17 protein-coding genes are annotated in these 16741 nt (G+C 64.0%); 11 read left to right on the top strand and 6 right to left on the bottom strand.

Going from position 1 to position 16741, the window contains the following annotated elements; genetic code table 11:
- The first annotated feature begins 249 nt into the window (after positions 1–249).
- From AWB75_RS28345 to AWB75_RS28330, 4 genes are all read left to right on the top strand, one after another.
- Entirely contained in the window at positions 250–1464 is a 1215-nt protein-coding gene (locus AWB75_RS28345) for a DUF2863 family protein (RefSeq protein ID WP_061127338.1), read from the top strand.
- Between the two features lie 195 nt (positions 1465–1659).
- Positions 1660–2469 (top strand): LuxR family transcriptional regulator, encoded by an 810-nt coding sequence (locus AWB75_RS28340; protein ID WP_061127337.1) that lies wholly within the window; start codon positions 1660–1662, stop codon positions 2467–2469.
- A gap of 68 nt (positions 2470–2537) precedes the next feature.
- Complete coding sequence (locus AWB75_RS28335; RefSeq protein ID WP_061127340.1) at positions 2538–3212, top strand: energy-coupling factor ABC transporter permease; 675 nt, start codon at positions 2538–2540, stop codon at positions 3210–3212.
- A gap of 147 nt (positions 3213–3359) precedes the next feature.
- Positions 3360–3971, top strand: a complete 612-nt coding sequence (locus AWB75_RS28330) for a BspC domain-containing protein (protein WP_061127336.1) — start codon at positions 3360–3362, stop codon at positions 3969–3971.
- A gap of 98 nt (positions 3972–4069) precedes the next feature.
- On the opposite strand, the gene AWB75_RS28325 is transcribed toward AWB75_RS28330, so the two are convergent.
- Complete coding sequence (locus tag AWB75_RS28325) at positions 4070–5233, bottom strand: M14 family metallopeptidase (RefSeq protein ID WP_061127339.1); 1164 nt, start codon at positions 5231–5233, stop codon at positions 4070–4072.
- 29 nt (positions 5234–5262) lie between these two features.
- Positions 5263–6042 carry a peroxide stress protein YaaA gene (gene yaaA / locus AWB75_RS28320; RefSeq protein WP_061127335.1) on the bottom strand — a complete coding sequence of 260 codons (780 nt, stop codon included), beginning with the start codon at positions 6040–6042 and terminating at the stop codon, positions 5263–5265.
- A gap of 57 nt (positions 6043–6099) precedes the next feature.
- Here yaaA and AWB75_RS28315 point away from each other — a divergent pair, with 57 nt between their 5' ends.
- From AWB75_RS28315 to AWB75_RS28285, 7 genes are all read left to right on the top strand, one after another.
- The gene (locus AWB75_RS28315) at positions 6100–6588 is read left to right on the top strand and encodes a putative toxin-antitoxin system toxin component, PIN family (protein ID WP_061127334.1); all 489 of its coding nucleotides are present in this window, start codon (positions 6100–6102) and stop codon (positions 6586–6588) included.
- 44 nt (positions 6589–6632) lie between these two features.
- On the top strand, positions 6633–7814 hold the full coding sequence (locus AWB75_RS28310) for a pyridoxal phosphate-dependent aminotransferase (RefSeq protein WP_061127333.1): 1182 nt from the start codon (positions 6633–6635) through the stop codon (positions 7812–7814).
- Between the two features lie 63 nt (positions 7815–7877).
- Positions 7878–9419, top strand: a complete 1542-nt coding sequence (locus AWB75_RS28305; protein ID WP_061127332.1) for a 3-hydroxyacyl-CoA dehydrogenase — start codon at positions 7878–7880, stop codon at positions 9417–9419.
- A complete protein-coding gene (locus tag AWB75_RS28300) occupies positions 9416–10204 on the top strand; it encodes an oxepin-CoA hydrolase, alternative type (protein ID WP_061127331.1) in 789 nt (262 codons plus the stop codon). Before AWB75_RS28305 ends, AWB75_RS28300 begins: the two co-directional genes overlap by 4 nt.
- A 16-nt stretch (positions 10205–10220) precedes the next feature.
- The gene (locus AWB75_RS28295) at positions 10221–10946 is read left to right on the top strand and encodes a histidine phosphatase family protein (RefSeq protein WP_061127330.1); all 726 of its coding nucleotides are present in this window, start codon (positions 10221–10223) and stop codon (positions 10944–10946) included.
- Positions 10947–10967: 21 nt separating this feature from the next.
- Positions 10968–12080 carry a phosphotransferase gene (locus AWB75_RS28290; RefSeq protein WP_061127329.1) on the top strand — a complete coding sequence of 371 codons (1113 nt, stop codon included), beginning with the start codon at positions 10968–10970 and terminating at the stop codon, positions 12078–12080.
- Positions 12077–13300 (top strand): acyl-CoA dehydrogenase family protein, encoded by a 1224-nt coding sequence (locus tag AWB75_RS28285; protein WP_061127328.1) that lies wholly within the window; start codon positions 12077–12079, stop codon positions 13298–13300. The genes AWB75_RS28290 and AWB75_RS28285 overlap by 4 nt, the downstream gene beginning before the upstream one ends.
- Here the strand turns inward: AWB75_RS28285 and AWB75_RS28280 are convergent.
- The 4 genes from AWB75_RS28280 to AWB75_RS28265 are packed head-to-tail and all read right to left on the bottom strand — an operon-like array spanning position 13289 to position 16606.
- Positions 13289–13750, bottom strand: coding sequence for a MaoC family dehydratase (locus AWB75_RS28280; protein ID WP_061127327.1), 462 nt, complete (start codon positions 13748–13750; stop codon positions 13289–13291). The two genes, AWB75_RS28285 and AWB75_RS28280, sit on opposite strands and share 12 nt — an antisense overlap.
- Positions 13747–14871 carry an acyl-CoA dehydrogenase family protein gene (locus tag AWB75_RS28275; protein ID WP_061127326.1) on the bottom strand — a complete coding sequence of 375 codons (1125 nt, stop codon included), beginning with the start codon at positions 14869–14871 and terminating at the stop codon, positions 13747–13749. The genes AWB75_RS28280 and AWB75_RS28275 overlap by 4 nt, the downstream gene beginning before the upstream one ends.
- A 10-nt stretch (positions 14872–14881) precedes the next feature.
- On the bottom strand, positions 14882–16078 hold the full coding sequence (locus AWB75_RS28270) for an acyl-CoA dehydrogenase family protein (RefSeq protein WP_061127325.1): 1197 nt from the start codon (positions 16076–16078) through the stop codon (positions 14882–14884).
- Positions 16079–16135: 57 nt separating this feature from the next.
- A complete protein-coding gene (locus tag AWB75_RS28265) occupies positions 16136–16606 on the bottom strand; it encodes a DUF1178 family protein (protein WP_061127324.1) in 471 nt (156 codons plus the stop codon).
- Between the last annotated feature and the right edge of the window lie 135 nt (positions 16607–16741).

Raw genomic sequence — 16741 nt, 5'->3', positions numbered from 1 at the left:
CCTGAAAGCTACTACAACAGACTCCAGGCACACCACCGATTCCTCTCTCCCGCTTCCTTCGCGTTCATCGAAGCGCGCGAAGGAACGGAATTCTAGTAAGTGAATACCCGCTCCGCAAGAGGCGCAGGAAATCAATTCGCGAACGGCATCTTGCGGGACAGGACGGCGTGCTGCAGCGCCACACGATAAAAGCATGTTCGGAGCGACTACAATTAAAGGTTCACCGCACCAACTTACTCTCGAATTGATATGCGCTCGCGAATCGCCAAACGTATTCCCCCGGATGCCGACAAGCTCGTCAGCCTCTCTCTCGCGCTCTTTGCGTCCGGCAGCCGTGTCGAGGACCGCTTCTGGGAAGCCCGCCTCGACACGCTCATCGCCAAACTGGTGCGCAACGGAAATCAGACGACGCTCGACGCTGCGCTTGACCATCTGCAGCAGAATCATCCCGATGCTTACGGGGCGCTCGCCGACATGGCCGAGACGCACAGCGAGTCGTTCCGAATCGACATCGACGGTGCACCTCACGAAGCGTTGCTCATCGCGGCGCCGGTGCTCGCGTGGACGCGCTATGCGATCCCTTCGGGCACGCTCAAAGGCGACGCCGCCGATGCGCTGCGCACGCAGATGCAGGCGCACGTCCTGGCCGCGGGCGCGCGCGTGACCGTCGCGCCTTATCTCTACAGCATCGACCAGTTGCCGCGGCACCACGTGGATACGGCGCGCCTCGCCCAACAGTTGCTGCAAACCGTCTTGAGCGGCAGCGCCGCGCGCCTGAACCTGTCCGATCTTCCGGAAACCTCGCCGATTCTGGCCGACCCGCGATTCCTGCTGGCCCTGGCCGTCGTGCCGGCCGGCGCGGCGTTGTTCCGCTGGCAGGAAGACGAGAACGGTAGCCGCGTCGAACGAGGTCAATGTCTGGAACAGTGGACCGCGCAAGGCGGGCCGAGCTTCGCCGCCATCCTGCCAGGTTGCGAGTTCGAGTGCCTGCTTCCCGACGCCTACTATTCGGCCTGCCGCGACGCTGACGAGCAGGTCCGTCCGCACACCGTCCGCACCGCCGTGCGATATCTGTTCGACACGCTCGGCACTGCGCCGCAGGATCTGCGCGCAGTCATCGCGGGATTCGGCGAACGACGCATCGACGAATACCGGATTGGCTTCACGCGGCGTGGCAGCAACGACGTGATCTACGGCGTCGTGTGGCCGCTCTATGGACGCGAAAACGGAGAGCTGGGGATCGAGGATGACGCCGTCGATCTCGAAGGGGCCGACGGCCCGGTGGAGGAGATCGTCGAATTGCTGAAGAAAGCAGGCGTGTCCGATGTGCGCCGTCACGCCGGGCGCTTCGAGCCAGAGTTCTGCGACGACTGCGGCGTGCCGCTTTACGCCGACCCGCTCGGCGAGATCGTCCACGCCGAGATGCCTGAAGATGCGGAGCCAGCGCAGCCTCATTTCCACTGAAGACCGGCGAAAAACGCCACCGTGGACCTGAAACGAACCCCGCCCTCGCGCGGGGTTTTGTGTATTTATGCCTATGCCATTCGGATAGGGGGCCAAATCGCCTGAAATTTGTCAATATAACCACTGCCGCCGGCAAATTCGACGGCACGAAGTCCCGAAGCCGTGGGCTACGGGTGTATTGACACGAGGTAAAGCATGATAATCAACATTATTGGCTCCGACGCGGAGCGCCGCGCGGGCCTGAAAACATTGCTGCGCCGTATTGCGCGCCAGGCGCAATTCACCGAGGCGAAGGACTGGAGACAAGCCCGATCCGCCTTGAAACGCTCCACCCCTGACATGATCGTGGTCGACTGGTCGCCCAGCCTGCGCATGTGCGACCTGCAGAGCCTGCTCGACGAAGCGCCGCGTGTACCCGCGTCTGTCATGGTCGACCGCTGCGGCGCCGCCCTTGTCTATGCGCTGATGAGCGCAGGCGCGATGGGAATCATTCCCCGGTCGCTCGACCCGGGCCTGATTCTTCGCGCGCTGGAAATGGTGCTCGTCGGTGGGCACTATATTCCGCCAGACGTCGTCGATCCGGAGTTGACGCTCGAGTTCGCAGCCCGCCGCGCCCAGGCCGTCGCGAAGCTTCCGCGCAAAACCCGTCTTCACCCGGCGTTGTCGCCCCGGCAGCAGCAGATCATGCGTTGCGTACACATGGGAAGTACGAACAAGATGATCGCGAAGACGCTGGGCATCAGTGAAGGCACGGTGAAAATTCACCTTGCCAGCATCTTCCAGCAACTGGGCGCTGCGAATCGCGCCGCCGCGGTCGCAATTTACAACGGCGTGCAGAACTCGCATCTCGAAATTCTGCGCAGTGGAAACGAAAGATCGGCGCGCGTGATATCGGGCCAGCCGGGGGTCATTCCGCTGCGCAGGCCGAGGACGCGCTACCCGTCGCTTCTCGACAGCGACGCGGCCGCGCTCCCGATGGCCGCCGAGCCGGAATCGAAGTTCTAGCAACAAACGAGGCGAATGGGTCCGTCCTTTGCGCACACGTTTTACGCGCAACGAGTAATATGCAAGGCATGGGGTTCTTCTACACACCGCTACCGCTTTGGCTTACCGTCGGCAGTTGGATCGCCGCTGCGGGACTGCTCGCGCTCGCGCTGCTTCAGCGCCCCTTCGCGCGCGTGCAGGATGCCACGTTGCAGAACGTGTGGCTAGGCATCATCGTCGCGGTTTCGGTGCTGTGGGCGTGCAATGCATGGTTCGACGACGGACCCGTCATTCATCTACTGGGCGCGACGCTGATGGTCACGCTGTTTGACTGGCGGCTCGCGCTCATCGGCACGGCGGCGACCACTGGCCTTGCCGCGGTCGTGCTCGATGCTTCGTGGCTCTCGGTTGCGACTACGTACATCCTTTTCGGCGCGTTGCCCGTCGCGGTCTCTACCCTGCTGCAACGCCTGAGCAACGTCGTGTTGCCGCGCAATCTCGTCACCTTTATCGCGGGGCACGGGTTCATCGCGTCAGCGGCTGCAGTCGCGGCGGCGTGCGGCGCGACCGTGCTGCTCGAGATGGCGCTTAACGGCGGACCTGTCGTCATTCCCGCCGCCTTTACGCGCGGCTCGCTCCTGCTCGGCGCGGGTGAGGCGCTCTTCACCGGCCTGCTTACCATTCTGATCACGGTGTACAAGCCCGCGTGGATCACCACGTACGATGTGCGCCGCTATCGCCTCGATCGCGGTCCGCGTGTCTAGGATTCGCGAAAGGAATCAGCCCATTTTCATCGGCATCACCGGATATCGGATTTCCGGCAATCGGCATGCGCGCAAAGTGCGATAAGATTGAACTCCTCCCCTACACGGCGCATCTTACTTGCCCGTGTCTTCTTAGCGCCAGACTTGATGGAAAGTAACTACGCACCGCGCCGGCTCCTGCGGCTCGTCGGCCGGTTGGCGGTATGCGCGTCATTGATATGCGCGGCGTCCGCTTTTGCCGATTCGCTCGACGAGCGCAATGAACTGATTCACCACTTCGTCACCGACTTCAAGGCCAATCCGCTCATCGCTGATTGCGCCGCGCATGGCAACTTCATCGCCAGCACATCTTCGGCCTTCGATCACGTCGAGTTCCCGCCGGCCTCGTTCGATGCCTCGCATTCCACCATCGAACCGTGGAATGATTCGTTCGACGAGAAGAAGCAGCGAATCAAGGTGGACAACGTCGTGACCGTCGAAGGTCGGGGCATGCCGAAAAGCGGCGAGCGCGATCCCACTCCACTCACGTTCCGCTGCGGCTATGTGGGCAGTCAGATGCTCGCCTTCGGCTGGAACGATCCCGTGCCGCCGTTGCGCACACGCGCCGAGCCAAATTCGGCGCGCAGCACGAAGGGCAAGCATGGCGCAAAGACCAAGGCGTTATCGGGCAAGACGAGCACGGCCAAAAGCACATCGAAGTCATCGGCCAAGACGAGCAGCGCGTCCAAGTCGACCAAGAAGACGACCAAGAAGCACTAACCCGCGTCTTTCCTGCGCAAAGACACTGCGAAAAAGGGCGTGGCCACACGAAGTGGCCACGCCCTTTTCACATCCGCGGCGAGCCGAGTTGCCGGCTCTCAGGCGCCGGACGACTGCAGATGCCACAGAATCGCCTGAAGCATCGACGCACCGAGCGCGGCGCTGCGCGCGCCGTTCCAGCCGACGCTCTCGTCCGGCAGGTTCGCGTTGTCCTTGAACGGCATTTCCAGCGTGAGCGACAGGCACTTGTACTCGTTGCCGATGTACTTCGACGCGAGCTTGAGCGCATCCGTCTGATACTTGCTCGACTCGTAGCCGTATACGGTCTGGAAATCCGGGCTCGCCTGCCTGAAGAAGTCGACGAACGCCTGCTGCTCTTTCGCTTGCCGCTCGGTGAAGCCCGGCAGCATCTCGGAGCCAGCGACGAACACATAGGGAATGGCTTCGTCGCCGTGGATATCGAAGAACATGTCGCAGCCCGTCTCCTCGATGGCCTCGCGCACGGCAAGGACCTCCGGACTACGCTCGGCGCTCGGCTCCATCCATTCGCGATTCAGATTCGCGCCCGCCGCGTTGGTGCGCAGGTTGCCGAGCACGCTGCCGTCCGGATTCATGTTCGGCACGATATGGAAGATGGCGCGCTCGAAGAGCAAGCGTGCAACCGGATCGCCCGACCAGTCGCCGAAACCGGCGAGGCGTTTCACGAGCCCTTCGACGAACCATTCGGCCATCGTCTCGCCGGGATGCTGGCGCGCGATGATCCAGATTTTCTTCTTCGGCTCGGCGTCGCCGAAGTCCGGAATGCCGAGCGAGAGCACCGACATCGGGCGGCCCTGCACCGTGCTGCCGAGATCGGTCAGCGTCGCGAGCGGCATCTGCTGAACCGCCCCGAGAAATTCCGAATGACGCTCCTCGCTGTACGGCTCGAAGTACGCGTAGTAGATGCAGTCGAAATCCGGCGTGTGATCGATCTTCATCACCTGACCGTCATATTCGGTCGACACGCGGAACCAGTTCACACGGTCATAGCTCGCAACCGCGTCGTAATCGCGCCAGCCTTCGGGAAACGCGCACTGCGCCGCGTTCTCGAAGGTCATCACGAGGCGCTCGCCCCGCGCGCCGGACACGCGGAAGTAGAACCATTGCGCGAAATCGGCGTGCGAGTCGGGACGAACGCGCAGGCGGATGTCGGCGGGATCGTCGGCGTCGAGGACTTCGATCGCGCCCGCGTCGAAGTTGCTGGAGATGGAGATGATGCTCATGTGCGTTCCTTGTGCTTGCCGCGCGAGTTTCATTCCGCGACGCGGCGTCGAAATACGTAGGTCGTATCGTTCGACGCCTTCGCATCGAACTTGTAGCCTTCACTGTCGAAGCCCTTGAGCGCTTGCGGCTCGTCGATGCGATGCTCGACTGCATACCGCGCCATCAGGCCGCGCGCGCGCTTCGCGTGAAAGCTGATGATCTTGTAGCGGCCGCCCTTCCAGTCCTCGAACACCGGCGAGATGACGGGCGCGGTGAGCAGCCTCGGCTTGACCGACTTGAAATATTCCTCCGACGCGCAATTCACCAGCACGCGCGCGCCGCGCTGCTTCTTGAATTGCTCGTTGAGCGCCGCCGTGATGCGCTCGCCCCAGAACGCGTATAAATCCTTGCCGCGCGCGTTCGGAAAGCGCGTGCCCATTTCGAGCCGGTACGGCTGCAGCAGATCGAGCGGCCGCAAGAGTCCATACAGCCCCGACAGCACGCGCACGTGGTTCTGCGCGAAATCGAGATCGCTCGCCGAAAGCGTTTTCGCGGCAAAGCCTTCGTACACGTCGCCATTGAACGCAAGCACCGCCTGCTTCGAGTTATGCGCGTCGAAGGTCGTCGACCAGTCGGCGTAACGCTGAAAATTCAGCGCCGCGAGTTGATCGGAAATGCCCATCATGCCGCCGATCTGCTGCGGCGAAAGCGCGCGCAGGCCGCCGATCAGTTCGGCGGCGTCATCGACGAATTGCGGCAGCGTGTGCTTCCTGATATGTGGAGGCGTCTCGTAGTCGAGCGATTTGGCGGGCGAGAGAACGATTATCATGGAGGCTCGCCGGCACGCCGCCGGCGATCATTTGGCATAAACCCCTGATTGTATCGAATGGACAATTCCGCCGCGCCGCCGCTGCCGATGCGCGTGGTGCTCGATTCGAATGTCTGGATCGACATCCTCGTGTTCGACGACCCCGCCACGCGCCCGATTCTCGCGGCGCTCGTTGCCCGCACGCTCGAAGCGCTGATCGATGAGCGCTGCCTCAGGGAACTCACGCGCGTGCTCGACTATCCGCAATTCGTGCGCATGGAGGTCGACAAGACCGCGGCGCTCGCGACGGTCGCGCGCCTGTCGACGCTCGTCGCCGCGACGCCCGATGAAAGCGAACGCCCCTTGCCCAAATGCAAAGACCGCGACGATCAAAAGTTTCTGGAACTCGCGCACGCGTCGGGTGCCGCCTGGCTCGTGTCGAAGGACCGCGCGGTGTTGAAGCTCGCGCGCCGGGTCGCGCGTGATTTCGCGTTTCGCATCGCCGAGCCGAAGCCGTTCGTCGTCGAACTCGACGCGCATATCGCGCCGGCCACGGCCATCGTCTGACGCTGCCTTAGAATAGGCGCGTGCCACTTTCTGCCCACACGACCATGAACGCCACGCACGAATTGCCGCCGACACCGCCCGAGCTTTCTTTCCCGTCGCGTCTGCCAGATGTGGGCACGACCATCTTCACCGTGATGAGCGCGCTCGCAGCGCAAAAAGGCGCGGTGAATCTCGGTCAGGGTTTCCCCGATTTCGATTGCGATGCGCGCATCGTCGATGCCGTCGCGAGCGCGATGCGCGACGGTCACAACCAGTATCCGCCGATGGCGGGCGCCGCGCCCCTGCGCCAGGCGATCGCGCGCAAGATCGATGCGCTCTATGGCCGCACGTACGACCCCGACACCGAAATCACCGTGACCGCCGGCGCGACGCAGGCGCTGCTGACGGCCATTCTGTGCTGCGTGCATCCGGGCGATGAAGTCATCGTGATCGAGCCGATGTACGACAGCTATGTGCCGTCGATCGAACTCGCGGGCGGCAAGCCGGTGTTCGTGTCGCTCGAAGCGCCGGATTACGCGCTGCCCTTCGACAAGATCGCCGCCGCGATCACGCCGAAGACGCGCCTTCTGATGATCAACACGCCGCACAATCCGACCGGCCGCGTGTGGCGCGCGAACGACATGAAAAAGCTCGAAGAGATCGTGCGGGGCACCAACGTGCTGATCGTCTCGGACGAAGTCTACGAGCACATGGTCTACGACAACGCGCCGCACGAGAGCGTGTCGCGTTATCCGGAACTGGCGAAGCGCAGCTTCGTCGTGTCGAGCTTCGGCAAGACCTTCCACGTGACCGGCTGGAAAGTGGGCTATGTGGCCGCGCCCGCCGCGCTGAGCGCCGAATTCCGCAAGGTGCATCAGTTCAACGTGTTCACGGTGAACACGCCGATGCAGATCGGCCTCGCGCACTATCTCGAAGACCCGAAGCCGTATCTGGAGCTGCCGGCGTTCTATCAGAGAAAGCGCGACTTCTTCCGCACGGGTCTCGCGAACACGCGCTTCGCGCTTTTGCCGTGCGACGGCACGTATTTCCAGTGCGTCGATTACTCGAAGATCAGCGACATGCCCGAAGCCGATTTCGCGCAATGGCTCACGAGCGAGATCGGCGTGGCCGCAATCCCGGTGTCCGCGTTCTATCACGAGAGCCATGAATCGGGCGTCGTGCGCTTTTGCTTCGCGAAGAAGGAAGAGACGCTCGCGCTCGCGCTCGAACGTCTCGCAAAACTCTGAGCGACGGCGCGGCTCGTCAGCGCCGACCATGCGTTCCATCCTTTTGAGGAGCAGAGCCGCATCATGAGTCAGCACGAATACAGGATCGAGACGCTCGGCATCGTCGGCAGCGGCGCGATGGGGCGCGGCATCGCGCAGATCGCGGCGCTCGGCGGGCTGAACGTGCGCCTCTACGATACGAATCCGAACGCGCTCGCCGCCGCGCGCGCATATCTCTCCGACACGCTCGCGAAGCTCACCGCGAAGGGCAAGCTCAAGGAAGCCGATGCGCATGCGGCGCTCGCTCGTATCCGCGATGCGGGCGACAAAAGCGAACTGTCTGATTGCGACGCCATCGTCGAGGCGATCGTCGAGAATCTCGACATCAAGCGCGAACTGTTCCGCGAGCTCGAAGCGGTGGTCGGTGAGCATTGCATCCTCGCGTCGAATACCTCGTCCCTTTCGATCACCGCGATAGCCGCCGGCTGCGCGCATCCGGAACGCGTCGCGGGCTTTCACTTCTTCAACCCCGTGCCGCTGATGCGCGTCGTCGAAGTGATCGACGGCCTGCGCGGCGATCCGCGCGCGGGCGATGCCCTCACGGACCTCGCGCGGCGCATGGGCCACACGCCGGTGCGCGCGAAGGACATGCCGGGCTTCATCGTCAATCACGCCGGGCGCGGCATGAACACGGAAGGCCTGCGCGTGGCGAGCGAAGGTGTCGCGAGTTTCGCGGACATCGACCGCATCATGCGCGAGCAGGCGGGCTTCCGGCTCGGGCCGTTCGAATTGCTCGATCTCACGGCGCTCGACGTCTCGCATCCGGTGATGGAATCGATCTATCACCAGTTTTATGAAGAGCCGCGCTTCAGGCCGTCGCCGATCACGGGCACGCGGCTCGCCGGCGGGCTCATCGGGCGCAAGACGGGAGAAGGGTTTTATCGTTATGTAGACGGCAAGCAGGACGTGCCGCCCGAGCCCGCCGCCCCCACGCGACTGCCGGCGCGCGTCTGGATCAGCCGCGCCTCGCACGCCGGACGCGAGGACGTGCTGAAGCTGATCGCCCGATGCGATTGCTCGGTGCACATCGACGGCGGCCACACGCCCGAGCCGGATTCGCTGATCCTCGTGACGCCGCTCGGCTTCGATGCGACGAGCGCCGCCGTCAACGAGCATCTCGACGCGACGCGCGTCGTCGCCGTCGACACGCTCTTTCCGCTCGACACCGTCGCGCGCCGGACGATCATGACGACGCCCGCGACCACGCCCGCCATGCGCGACGCCGCGCACGCCCTCTTCGCCTTCGACGGCGTGCCCGTCAGCGTGATCCGCGATTCGGCCGGCTTCGTCGCGCAACGCGTCGTGGCGACGATCGTCAATATCGGCTGCGACATCGCGCAGCAAGGCATCGCGACGCCCGCGGACATCGATCTCGCCGTGATGCTCGGCCTCGGCTATCCGCACGGCCCGCTCGCGCTCGGCGATACGCTCGGCGCCGCGACGATCCTCACCATTTTGCGCAACATGTTCGCCGTGCTCGGCGATCCGCGCTACCGGCCGACGCCGTGGCTCACGCGGCGCGCGCAGCTCGGACTTTCGCTTTCCCACACTGAGGAGCTCAGATGAGCGCCGAATTACTCACAGACCGTCCCGCGGGCAGCGACACCACGCTCGTTTTGAAACTTTCCAATCCCGGCGCGCGCAACGCCTTGCATCCGGACATGTACGCGGCGGGGATCGAAGCGCTCAACAGCGCCGAGCGCGACAACAGCGTGCGCGTAATCGTGCTGACGGGCGCCGACAACTTCTTCTGCTCTGGCGGCAACCTGAACCGCCTGATGGAAAACCGCGCGAAAGATCCGTCGGTGCAGGCTGCGAGCATCGATATGCTCGACGAATGGATCAGCGCGCTGCGCGCATCGACGAAGCCGGTGATCGCGGCCGTCGAAGGCGCGGCGGCCGGCGCGGGCTTTTCGCTCGCGCTCGCATGCGATCTGATCGTCGCCGCCGATGACGCCAGGTTCGTCATGTCGTATGCGCGCGTCGGCCTTACGCCGGATGGCGGCGCATCGTGGTTCCTGTCGCGCGCGCTGCCGCGCACGCTCGCGAGCGAAGTGCTGCTCGAAGCGAAGCCGATCGGCGCGTCGCGCCTGCATGAAGTGGGCGTCGTGAACCGGCTGACGAAAAAGGGCATCGCGCTCGATGCGGCCATTGCGTGGGCCGACGATCTCGGCAGCGTGTCGCCGAAAGCGATGGCGCGCATCAAGTCCCTCATCAACGCCGCCGACGTGCAACCGCTCGCCGCGCATCTTGACATGGAACGCGACAGCTTCGTCGATGCGCTCCATCACGGCGACGCGCTCGAAGGCATCACGGCGTTCCTCGAAAAGCGCCAGCCGAACTATCGCTAATTATCGTCAGGCGCACATGGCTCATTACGAATTGCCGAAGCGGCGGCGCATCTTTCTGATGCGCCATGGCGACGTCACGTATTTCGACGACAGCGGGCGCGCGATCGATCCCGAAAGCGTGCCGCTCAACGAGCAAGGGCGCGAGGAAGCGAGCGCGGCGGGACGCGAATTCGCCGCGCAGAACGTGCGCTTCGATCGCGTGATCGTGAGCGGACTGCCGCGCACGGTCGAGACCGCGCGGCGCGTGCTCGAAGCGACGGGACAGCGCATCGACATCGAAACGTGGCCCGAGTGGCAGGAGATTCGCGGCGGGAGGCTCAAGGACCTCACGACGGCCGATATCGAGCGCGCGTTTCTCTCGGTGTTCGATGGCGTCGTGGCGGAAGACACGCAGTTTCTCGGCGGCGAGACCATCGGCGAGTTGCTCGATCGCGCGCTGCCCCCCATCGCGCGCCTGCGCGATGACCGTTCGTGGGACACGGTGCTGCTCGTGCTGCACGGCGGCGTCAATCGCGCCCTGCTCTCGCATGCGATCACGGCAGGCGGGCGCGCGTTCTTCGGTCATCTGTCGCAGGCGACGGGCTGCATCAACGCGCTCGATGTCGGCGAGAAACCGGGTGACTGGGTCATCCACGCGATCAATCATTCGCCGCCGTCGCCGCTGCACGCCGGCGTGCGCAACACGACGATGGAACTGCTCTACGCCCAGTTCATCCGCTACAAGGCCGGCGACATGACGTGAAGCAGCAGCCTGGAGGAGACGATGCAAGACAACGAGACGCACAAGCAGTCCGATTTCTCCGCGTTCGAAGGAACGCGCCCCGTGCAGGATAAACAGCGCTTCGATACCGGCGCGCTGACGTCGTGGCTCGCGGCGCATGTCGATGGCTTCGACGGCCCGTTGAGCATCGAGCAATTCGCTGGCGGCCAGTCGAATCCGACGTTCAAGCTCGTCACGCCCGGGCGTAGCTACGTGATGCGCGCAAAGCCCGGCCCCGCTGCGAAGCTCTTGCCGTCCGCGCATGCCATCGAGCGCGAGTTTCGCGTGATGGACGCGCTCGCCGGCACCGATGTACCCGTCGCGCGCATGCTCGCGCTGTGCGAGGACGAAAGCGTGATCGGCCGCGCGTTCTACGTAATGGAGTTCGTGCAGGGCCGCGTGCTGTGGGACCCGTCGCTGCCCGGTATGACGCCCGACGAGCGCGCCGCGATCTACGACGAAACGAATCGCGTGATCGCCGCGCTTCATACCGTCGATGTCGAAGCCGTGGGTCTTTCGACCTACGGCAAGCCGGGGAATTACTTCGAGCGTCAGATCGGGCGCTGGAGCAAGCAGTATGTCGCTTCGGAGACCGAACGCATCGACGCGATGCATCGTCTGATCGAGTGGCTGCCGCGGCACATTCCTGCTTCACGCGACGCGAAAGTCAGCATCGTGCATGGCGATTATCGGCTCGACAACCTGATCTTTCATCCGAGTGAGCCGCGCGTGCTCGCCGTGCTCGACTGGGAACTCTCGACGCTCGGCGATCCGCTCGCCGATTTCGCGTATCACTGCATGGCGTGGCATGTCGATCCGTCGCAGTTCCGCGGCATCGCCGGACTCGACTGGGCCGCGCTCGGGATTCCCGACGAAGACGAATACGTGAGGCGCTATTGCGCGCGCACGGGCTTCACGATCGAAGGCGACTGGAACTTCTATCTCGCCTACAACATGTTCCGCATCGCCGCGATTTTGCAAGGCATCATGAAGCGCGTCGTCGACGGCACCGCCGCGAGCGCGCAAGCCATCGATGCGGGCAGGCGCGCGCGTCCGATGGCCGAGCTCGCGTGGCAATACGCGCAGAAGGTGCAGAAAGTGAAGGGGAAGGCATGAACTTCGACTACACGCCCAAGGTGCAGGCATTACGCGACAAACTGCTCGCCTTCTTCGACGCGAACATCTATCCGAACGAGCGCGCCTATGCCGAAGAGATCGCGGAGAGTCGCGCATCGGGCAACGCGTGGGTTCCGACGCGCCTCATCGAAAGCCTGAAAGAAAAAGCGCGCACCGAGGGCTTATGGAATCTCTTCCTGCCGTCATCGGAGCGCGGCGCGGGCCTCACCAATCTGGAGTACGCGCCGCTGTGCGAAATCATGGGCCGCGTGCCGTGGGCGCCGGAAGTCTTCAATTGCAGCGCGCCCGACACCGGCAACATGGAGACCATCGAACGCTACGGCACCGATGCGCAAAAGGCGCAATGGCTCGAACCGCTATTGCGCGGCGAAATCCGCTCGGCGTTTCTGATGACGGAGCCGGAAGTCGCTTCGTCGGATGCGACCAACATCCGCTGCAGCATCGCGCGCGATGGCGACAGCTACGTGATCGATGGCCACAAGTGGTGGTCGTCCGGCGCGGGCGATCCGCGCTGCAAGGTGTATATCGTGATGGGCAAGACCGACACGCAAGCGCCGAAACACGCGCAACAGTCGATGATTCTCGTGCCCGCCGATGCAGCCGGCATCACGGTGCATCGGCCATTGCACGTCTTCGGTTACGACGACGCCCCGCACGGCCACATGGACATCACGCTCGAAAAGGTGCGCGTGCCCGCAACGAACATGCTGCTGGGCGACGGACGCGGCTTCGAGATCGCGCAAGGGCGATTGGGACCGGGCCGCATTCACCATTGCATGCGTCTGATCGGCCTCGCGGAGCGAGCACTCGAACTGATGACCAGGCGCACGATGGCGCGCGTCGCGTTCGGCAAGCCGATCGCGCAGCATGGCGTCACGCAGGAGCGAATCGCCGAGGCGCGGATCATGATCGAGCAGGCGCGGCTTTTGACGCTCAAGGCCGCGTACATGATGGACACCGTCGGCAACAAGGGCGCGCGCGGCGAGATCGCGATGATCAAGGTGGTCGCGCCGAACGTCGCCTGTCAGGTCATCGATTGGGCGATTCAGGCGCACGGCGCGGGCGGCATCTGCGATGACTTTCCGCTCGCTTATGCGTATGCGTCGGCGCGCACGCTGCGTCTCGCGGACGGTCCCGACGAAGTGCATCGCAATGCCATCGCGAAGCTCGAACTCGGAAAGTACGCGTCAGGCAGTTGACGCGGCCGGATTGCGCAAGCCGAAGAGCGCGGCGGAATCCACCGTCAGCACGAGCTCGCCGTGCTGGTTGTGCGCCTCCCAGCGCGTCTGCACGATGCCGCGATCCGGCTTGCTCTTCGACACCCGCTTGTCGAGCACGCGCACGGTGAGCCGCACCGTATCGCCGACGCGCACGGGTTTGATCCAGCGGATGTTGTCGAGACCGGGGGAACCCATCGAGGTCGAATCGCCGACCATGTCGCGCACGAGTATCCCCATCATCGCGGAACACGTGTTCCAGCCGCTCGCGACGAGCCCGCCGAAATGCGAGGCCTCGCCCGCCGCGTCCGACATATGAAAAGGCTGCGGATCGTAGCGCGTCGCGAATTCGATGATCTCCTCGCGCGTGAACGTGTGCGCACTCAGCGTCACCGCGCTGCCGATGTCGAAATCTTCAAAAGCGTAGGTCATGCGGTTCTCCCTTCCGTTATGGCGAATGTGGGTAATGAAGCGAAGCGCGCGAGATGGTGATCGACATCGCCGAGCGTCGTCTCGATGATCGATAGCCGCTTGAACCAGTGCGCGGCAGGCAGTTCGTTCGTCATGCCCATGCCGCCGTGCAATTGCACGGCCTGTTGCCCGACGAAGCGTGCGGCCTGTCCGACGCGCACTTTGGCGGCGGAGATGGCTCGAGCGCGCGTCGCGGCATCGTCGTCGAGATAGCGCGCGGCGGCGAGATACGTGATCGAGCGCGCCTGTTCGGCGTGGATCAGCATATCGACCATGCGATGCTGCAACACCTGAAAACGCGCGATCGGCATGCCGAACTGCTGGCGTTCCTTCGTATAGTCGACGGTCGCGCGATTGAGCGCATCGAGTGCGCCGAGCGCTTCCGCGCATACCAGAAAGGTCGCGTAATCGGCGATTCGCTCGAATGTCGCGGCGCCGGTTCCGCGGCCACCCAGACGCGTCGCGGGCGTCTTGTCGAATGTGAGGGTCGCGGCGCGTTGTCCGTCGATCGTGCGGTACTCGGCGATGCGCACATTCGCCGCGTTCTTATCGACGATGAACAGCGCCACTTCGCCATCGATGCGCGCGGGCACGATCCAGTGATCGGCTTGCGCGCCGTGTTGCACCATCGATTTCGTTCCGTCGAGCGTGAAGCGGTCGCCGTCTGCGTTCGCGATTGTGCGCAAATCGAAAAGGTCGTAGCGCGCGTGCGGTTCGTGAAACGCGACAGCAAATCGTATCTCGCCGCGCCCCGCGCGTTCGAGCAGCTCGCCGGCATCCCCGGCCAGCCGCAACGCTTCGATGCCCACGGCCGTCGCCCAATACGGCTCGACGACGAGCGCGCGGCCGAGTTCCTGCATCACGACGAGCATGTCGACCGGACCGCCGTCGAAGCCGCCCTGTGCTTCCGGAACCGGCAGCGCGAGCAGGCCGAGTTCGGCGAACGCGCGCCAATGCTTTTCATCGACGCCCGCTTCCGACGCAACGATGCGCTGACGCGCCTCGAACGCAGATTCCTTGTCGAGATAGCGGCGCAGCGCATCGCGAAACTGCTGCTGTTCATCGCTGAAAGTGAAGTCCATGCGCCCCTCCTCAAAGTCCGAGAATCATCTGCGCGATGATGTTCTTTTGAATCTCGTTCGAGCCGCCGTAGATCGATGCCTTGCGAAAATTGAAGTAGTACGCGGCGAGCGGCGCGGCATCGTCGTCGCCGGTTGCGCTGTGCTCGTGCGCGCCATCGAGGAACGCGGGATCGAACGCCGCCGCTTGCGGGCCGACTGCTTCGACCATCAGTTCGGTCAGCGCCTGCTGCACTTCGGTGCCTTTGATCTTGAGCATCGATGCTTCCGGGCCCGGTCCCTTGCCACCCGCCTCGCTCGCGATGACGCGCTGCACGGTCACTTCGAGCGCCATCAGTTCGATTTCGAGCGCGGCGACTTTCGCGGCGAACAGCGGATCGTGCAGGAGCGGCTTGCCGCCCTTCGCGCGATCGAGCGCGAGGCGCTTGAGAAAGAGCAGCTCGCGCTTCGATTGCCCGACGCGCGCGATGCCCGTGCGCTCGTGTCCGAGCAGGTACTTCGCATAAGTCCAGCCGCGGTTCTCCTCGCCGACGAGATTCGCGACCGGCACATGCACGTCCTCGAAGAAGACTTCGTTGACTTCGTGATCCTCGTCGAGCGTGATGATCGGCCGCACCGTGATGCCGGGCGTCTTCATGTCGATCAGCAGGAACGAAATGCCTTCCTGCTTCTTCGCCTGCGGATCGGTGCGCACGAGGCAGAACATCATGTCGGCGTGCTGGCCGAGCGTCGTCCAGGTCTTTTGCCCGTTGACGATGTAGTGATCGCCGCGCCGCTCGGCGCGCGTGCGCAACGACGCGAGGTCGGAGCCCGAGCCGGGTTCCGAGTAGCCTTGGCACCACCAGTCGGTGCCGTCGAGAATGCGCGGGAGATAATGGGCTTTCTGCTCGCCGCTGCCGTACTTCATGAGCACCGGCGCGACCATCGACACCCCGAAGGGCAGCACCATTGGCGCACCCGCGCGGGCGCATTCCTCGTCCCAGATGTGGCGCTGCGTGACGTCCCAGCCCGGGCCGCCATAGTCCTTTGGCCACGCGACCGCCGACCAGCCGCGCGCGGCGAGCAGCTTGTGCCAGCTCGCGTAATCGTCGCGGGTCAAACGCTTGTGATGGAGGACTTTGCCGCGCAGTGCGCGCGGCAGATTGGCTTCGAGCCAGGTGCGGACGTCGACGCGAAAAGCGTCGTCGGCAGGAGAATAGTTGAGGTCCATGCGGGTGTCTCCAGTCATGGCTCATTCCGGAGCCAGAGGAGACGCCGCCCGCGAACGTTACTGCAGCGGCTCTTTCAATGCGTCCGGAACAGGCAACGGCATCACGTCGATCCCTTCTTCGAGCAAGGCATGCGCGTCTTCGGGCGTCGTAACGCCGCGAATGTTGCGCGCCGGCGCCTCGTTGTAGTGGATGCGCCGCGCTTCCTCGGCAAACCGCTCGCCCACGTTCTCGGTCTTTTCGATCAGTTCGCGCATGAACTTCAACGCGCGCGCCTGCAACACGGCCGCTTCGGGCGCGGCCGCCTGCGGCGCGTTCGATGCGGGTTGCGCCGGCGCCGGCGCCGCCGCCTCGCCCCGCGCCGACGACAGATTCAGGCGCGGCGCGGATGGCATGCGGCTCACATCGGTCGCGGCGCACACCGGACATGCAACCAGCTTGCGCGACAACTGCGACTCGAAATCTTCGGTCGAGGCAAACCAGCCTTCGAACCGATGTTCATGCGAGCACTTTAAATCGAGGACCTTCATGCTGATGGGGCTTCGTTGAAGTTTATCTCAAATTCGCGATTTTGGAACGATCGTTCGCATGTCTGGACGAACGAAGCGCACTGAAAATCGGTAAGACGACCATTCTAGCCGCTCGGCCTCGGCAGCGCTTCCGGC

Source organism: Caballeronia catudaia (assembly GCF_001544755.2).
Taxonomy (GTDB): Bacteria; Pseudomonadota; Gammaproteobacteria; order Burkholderiales; family Burkholderiaceae; genus Caballeronia; species Caballeronia catudaia.
Note: the sequence above shows the minus strand (reverse complement) of the source record. Positions and strands in the feature narration are given on the sequence as shown.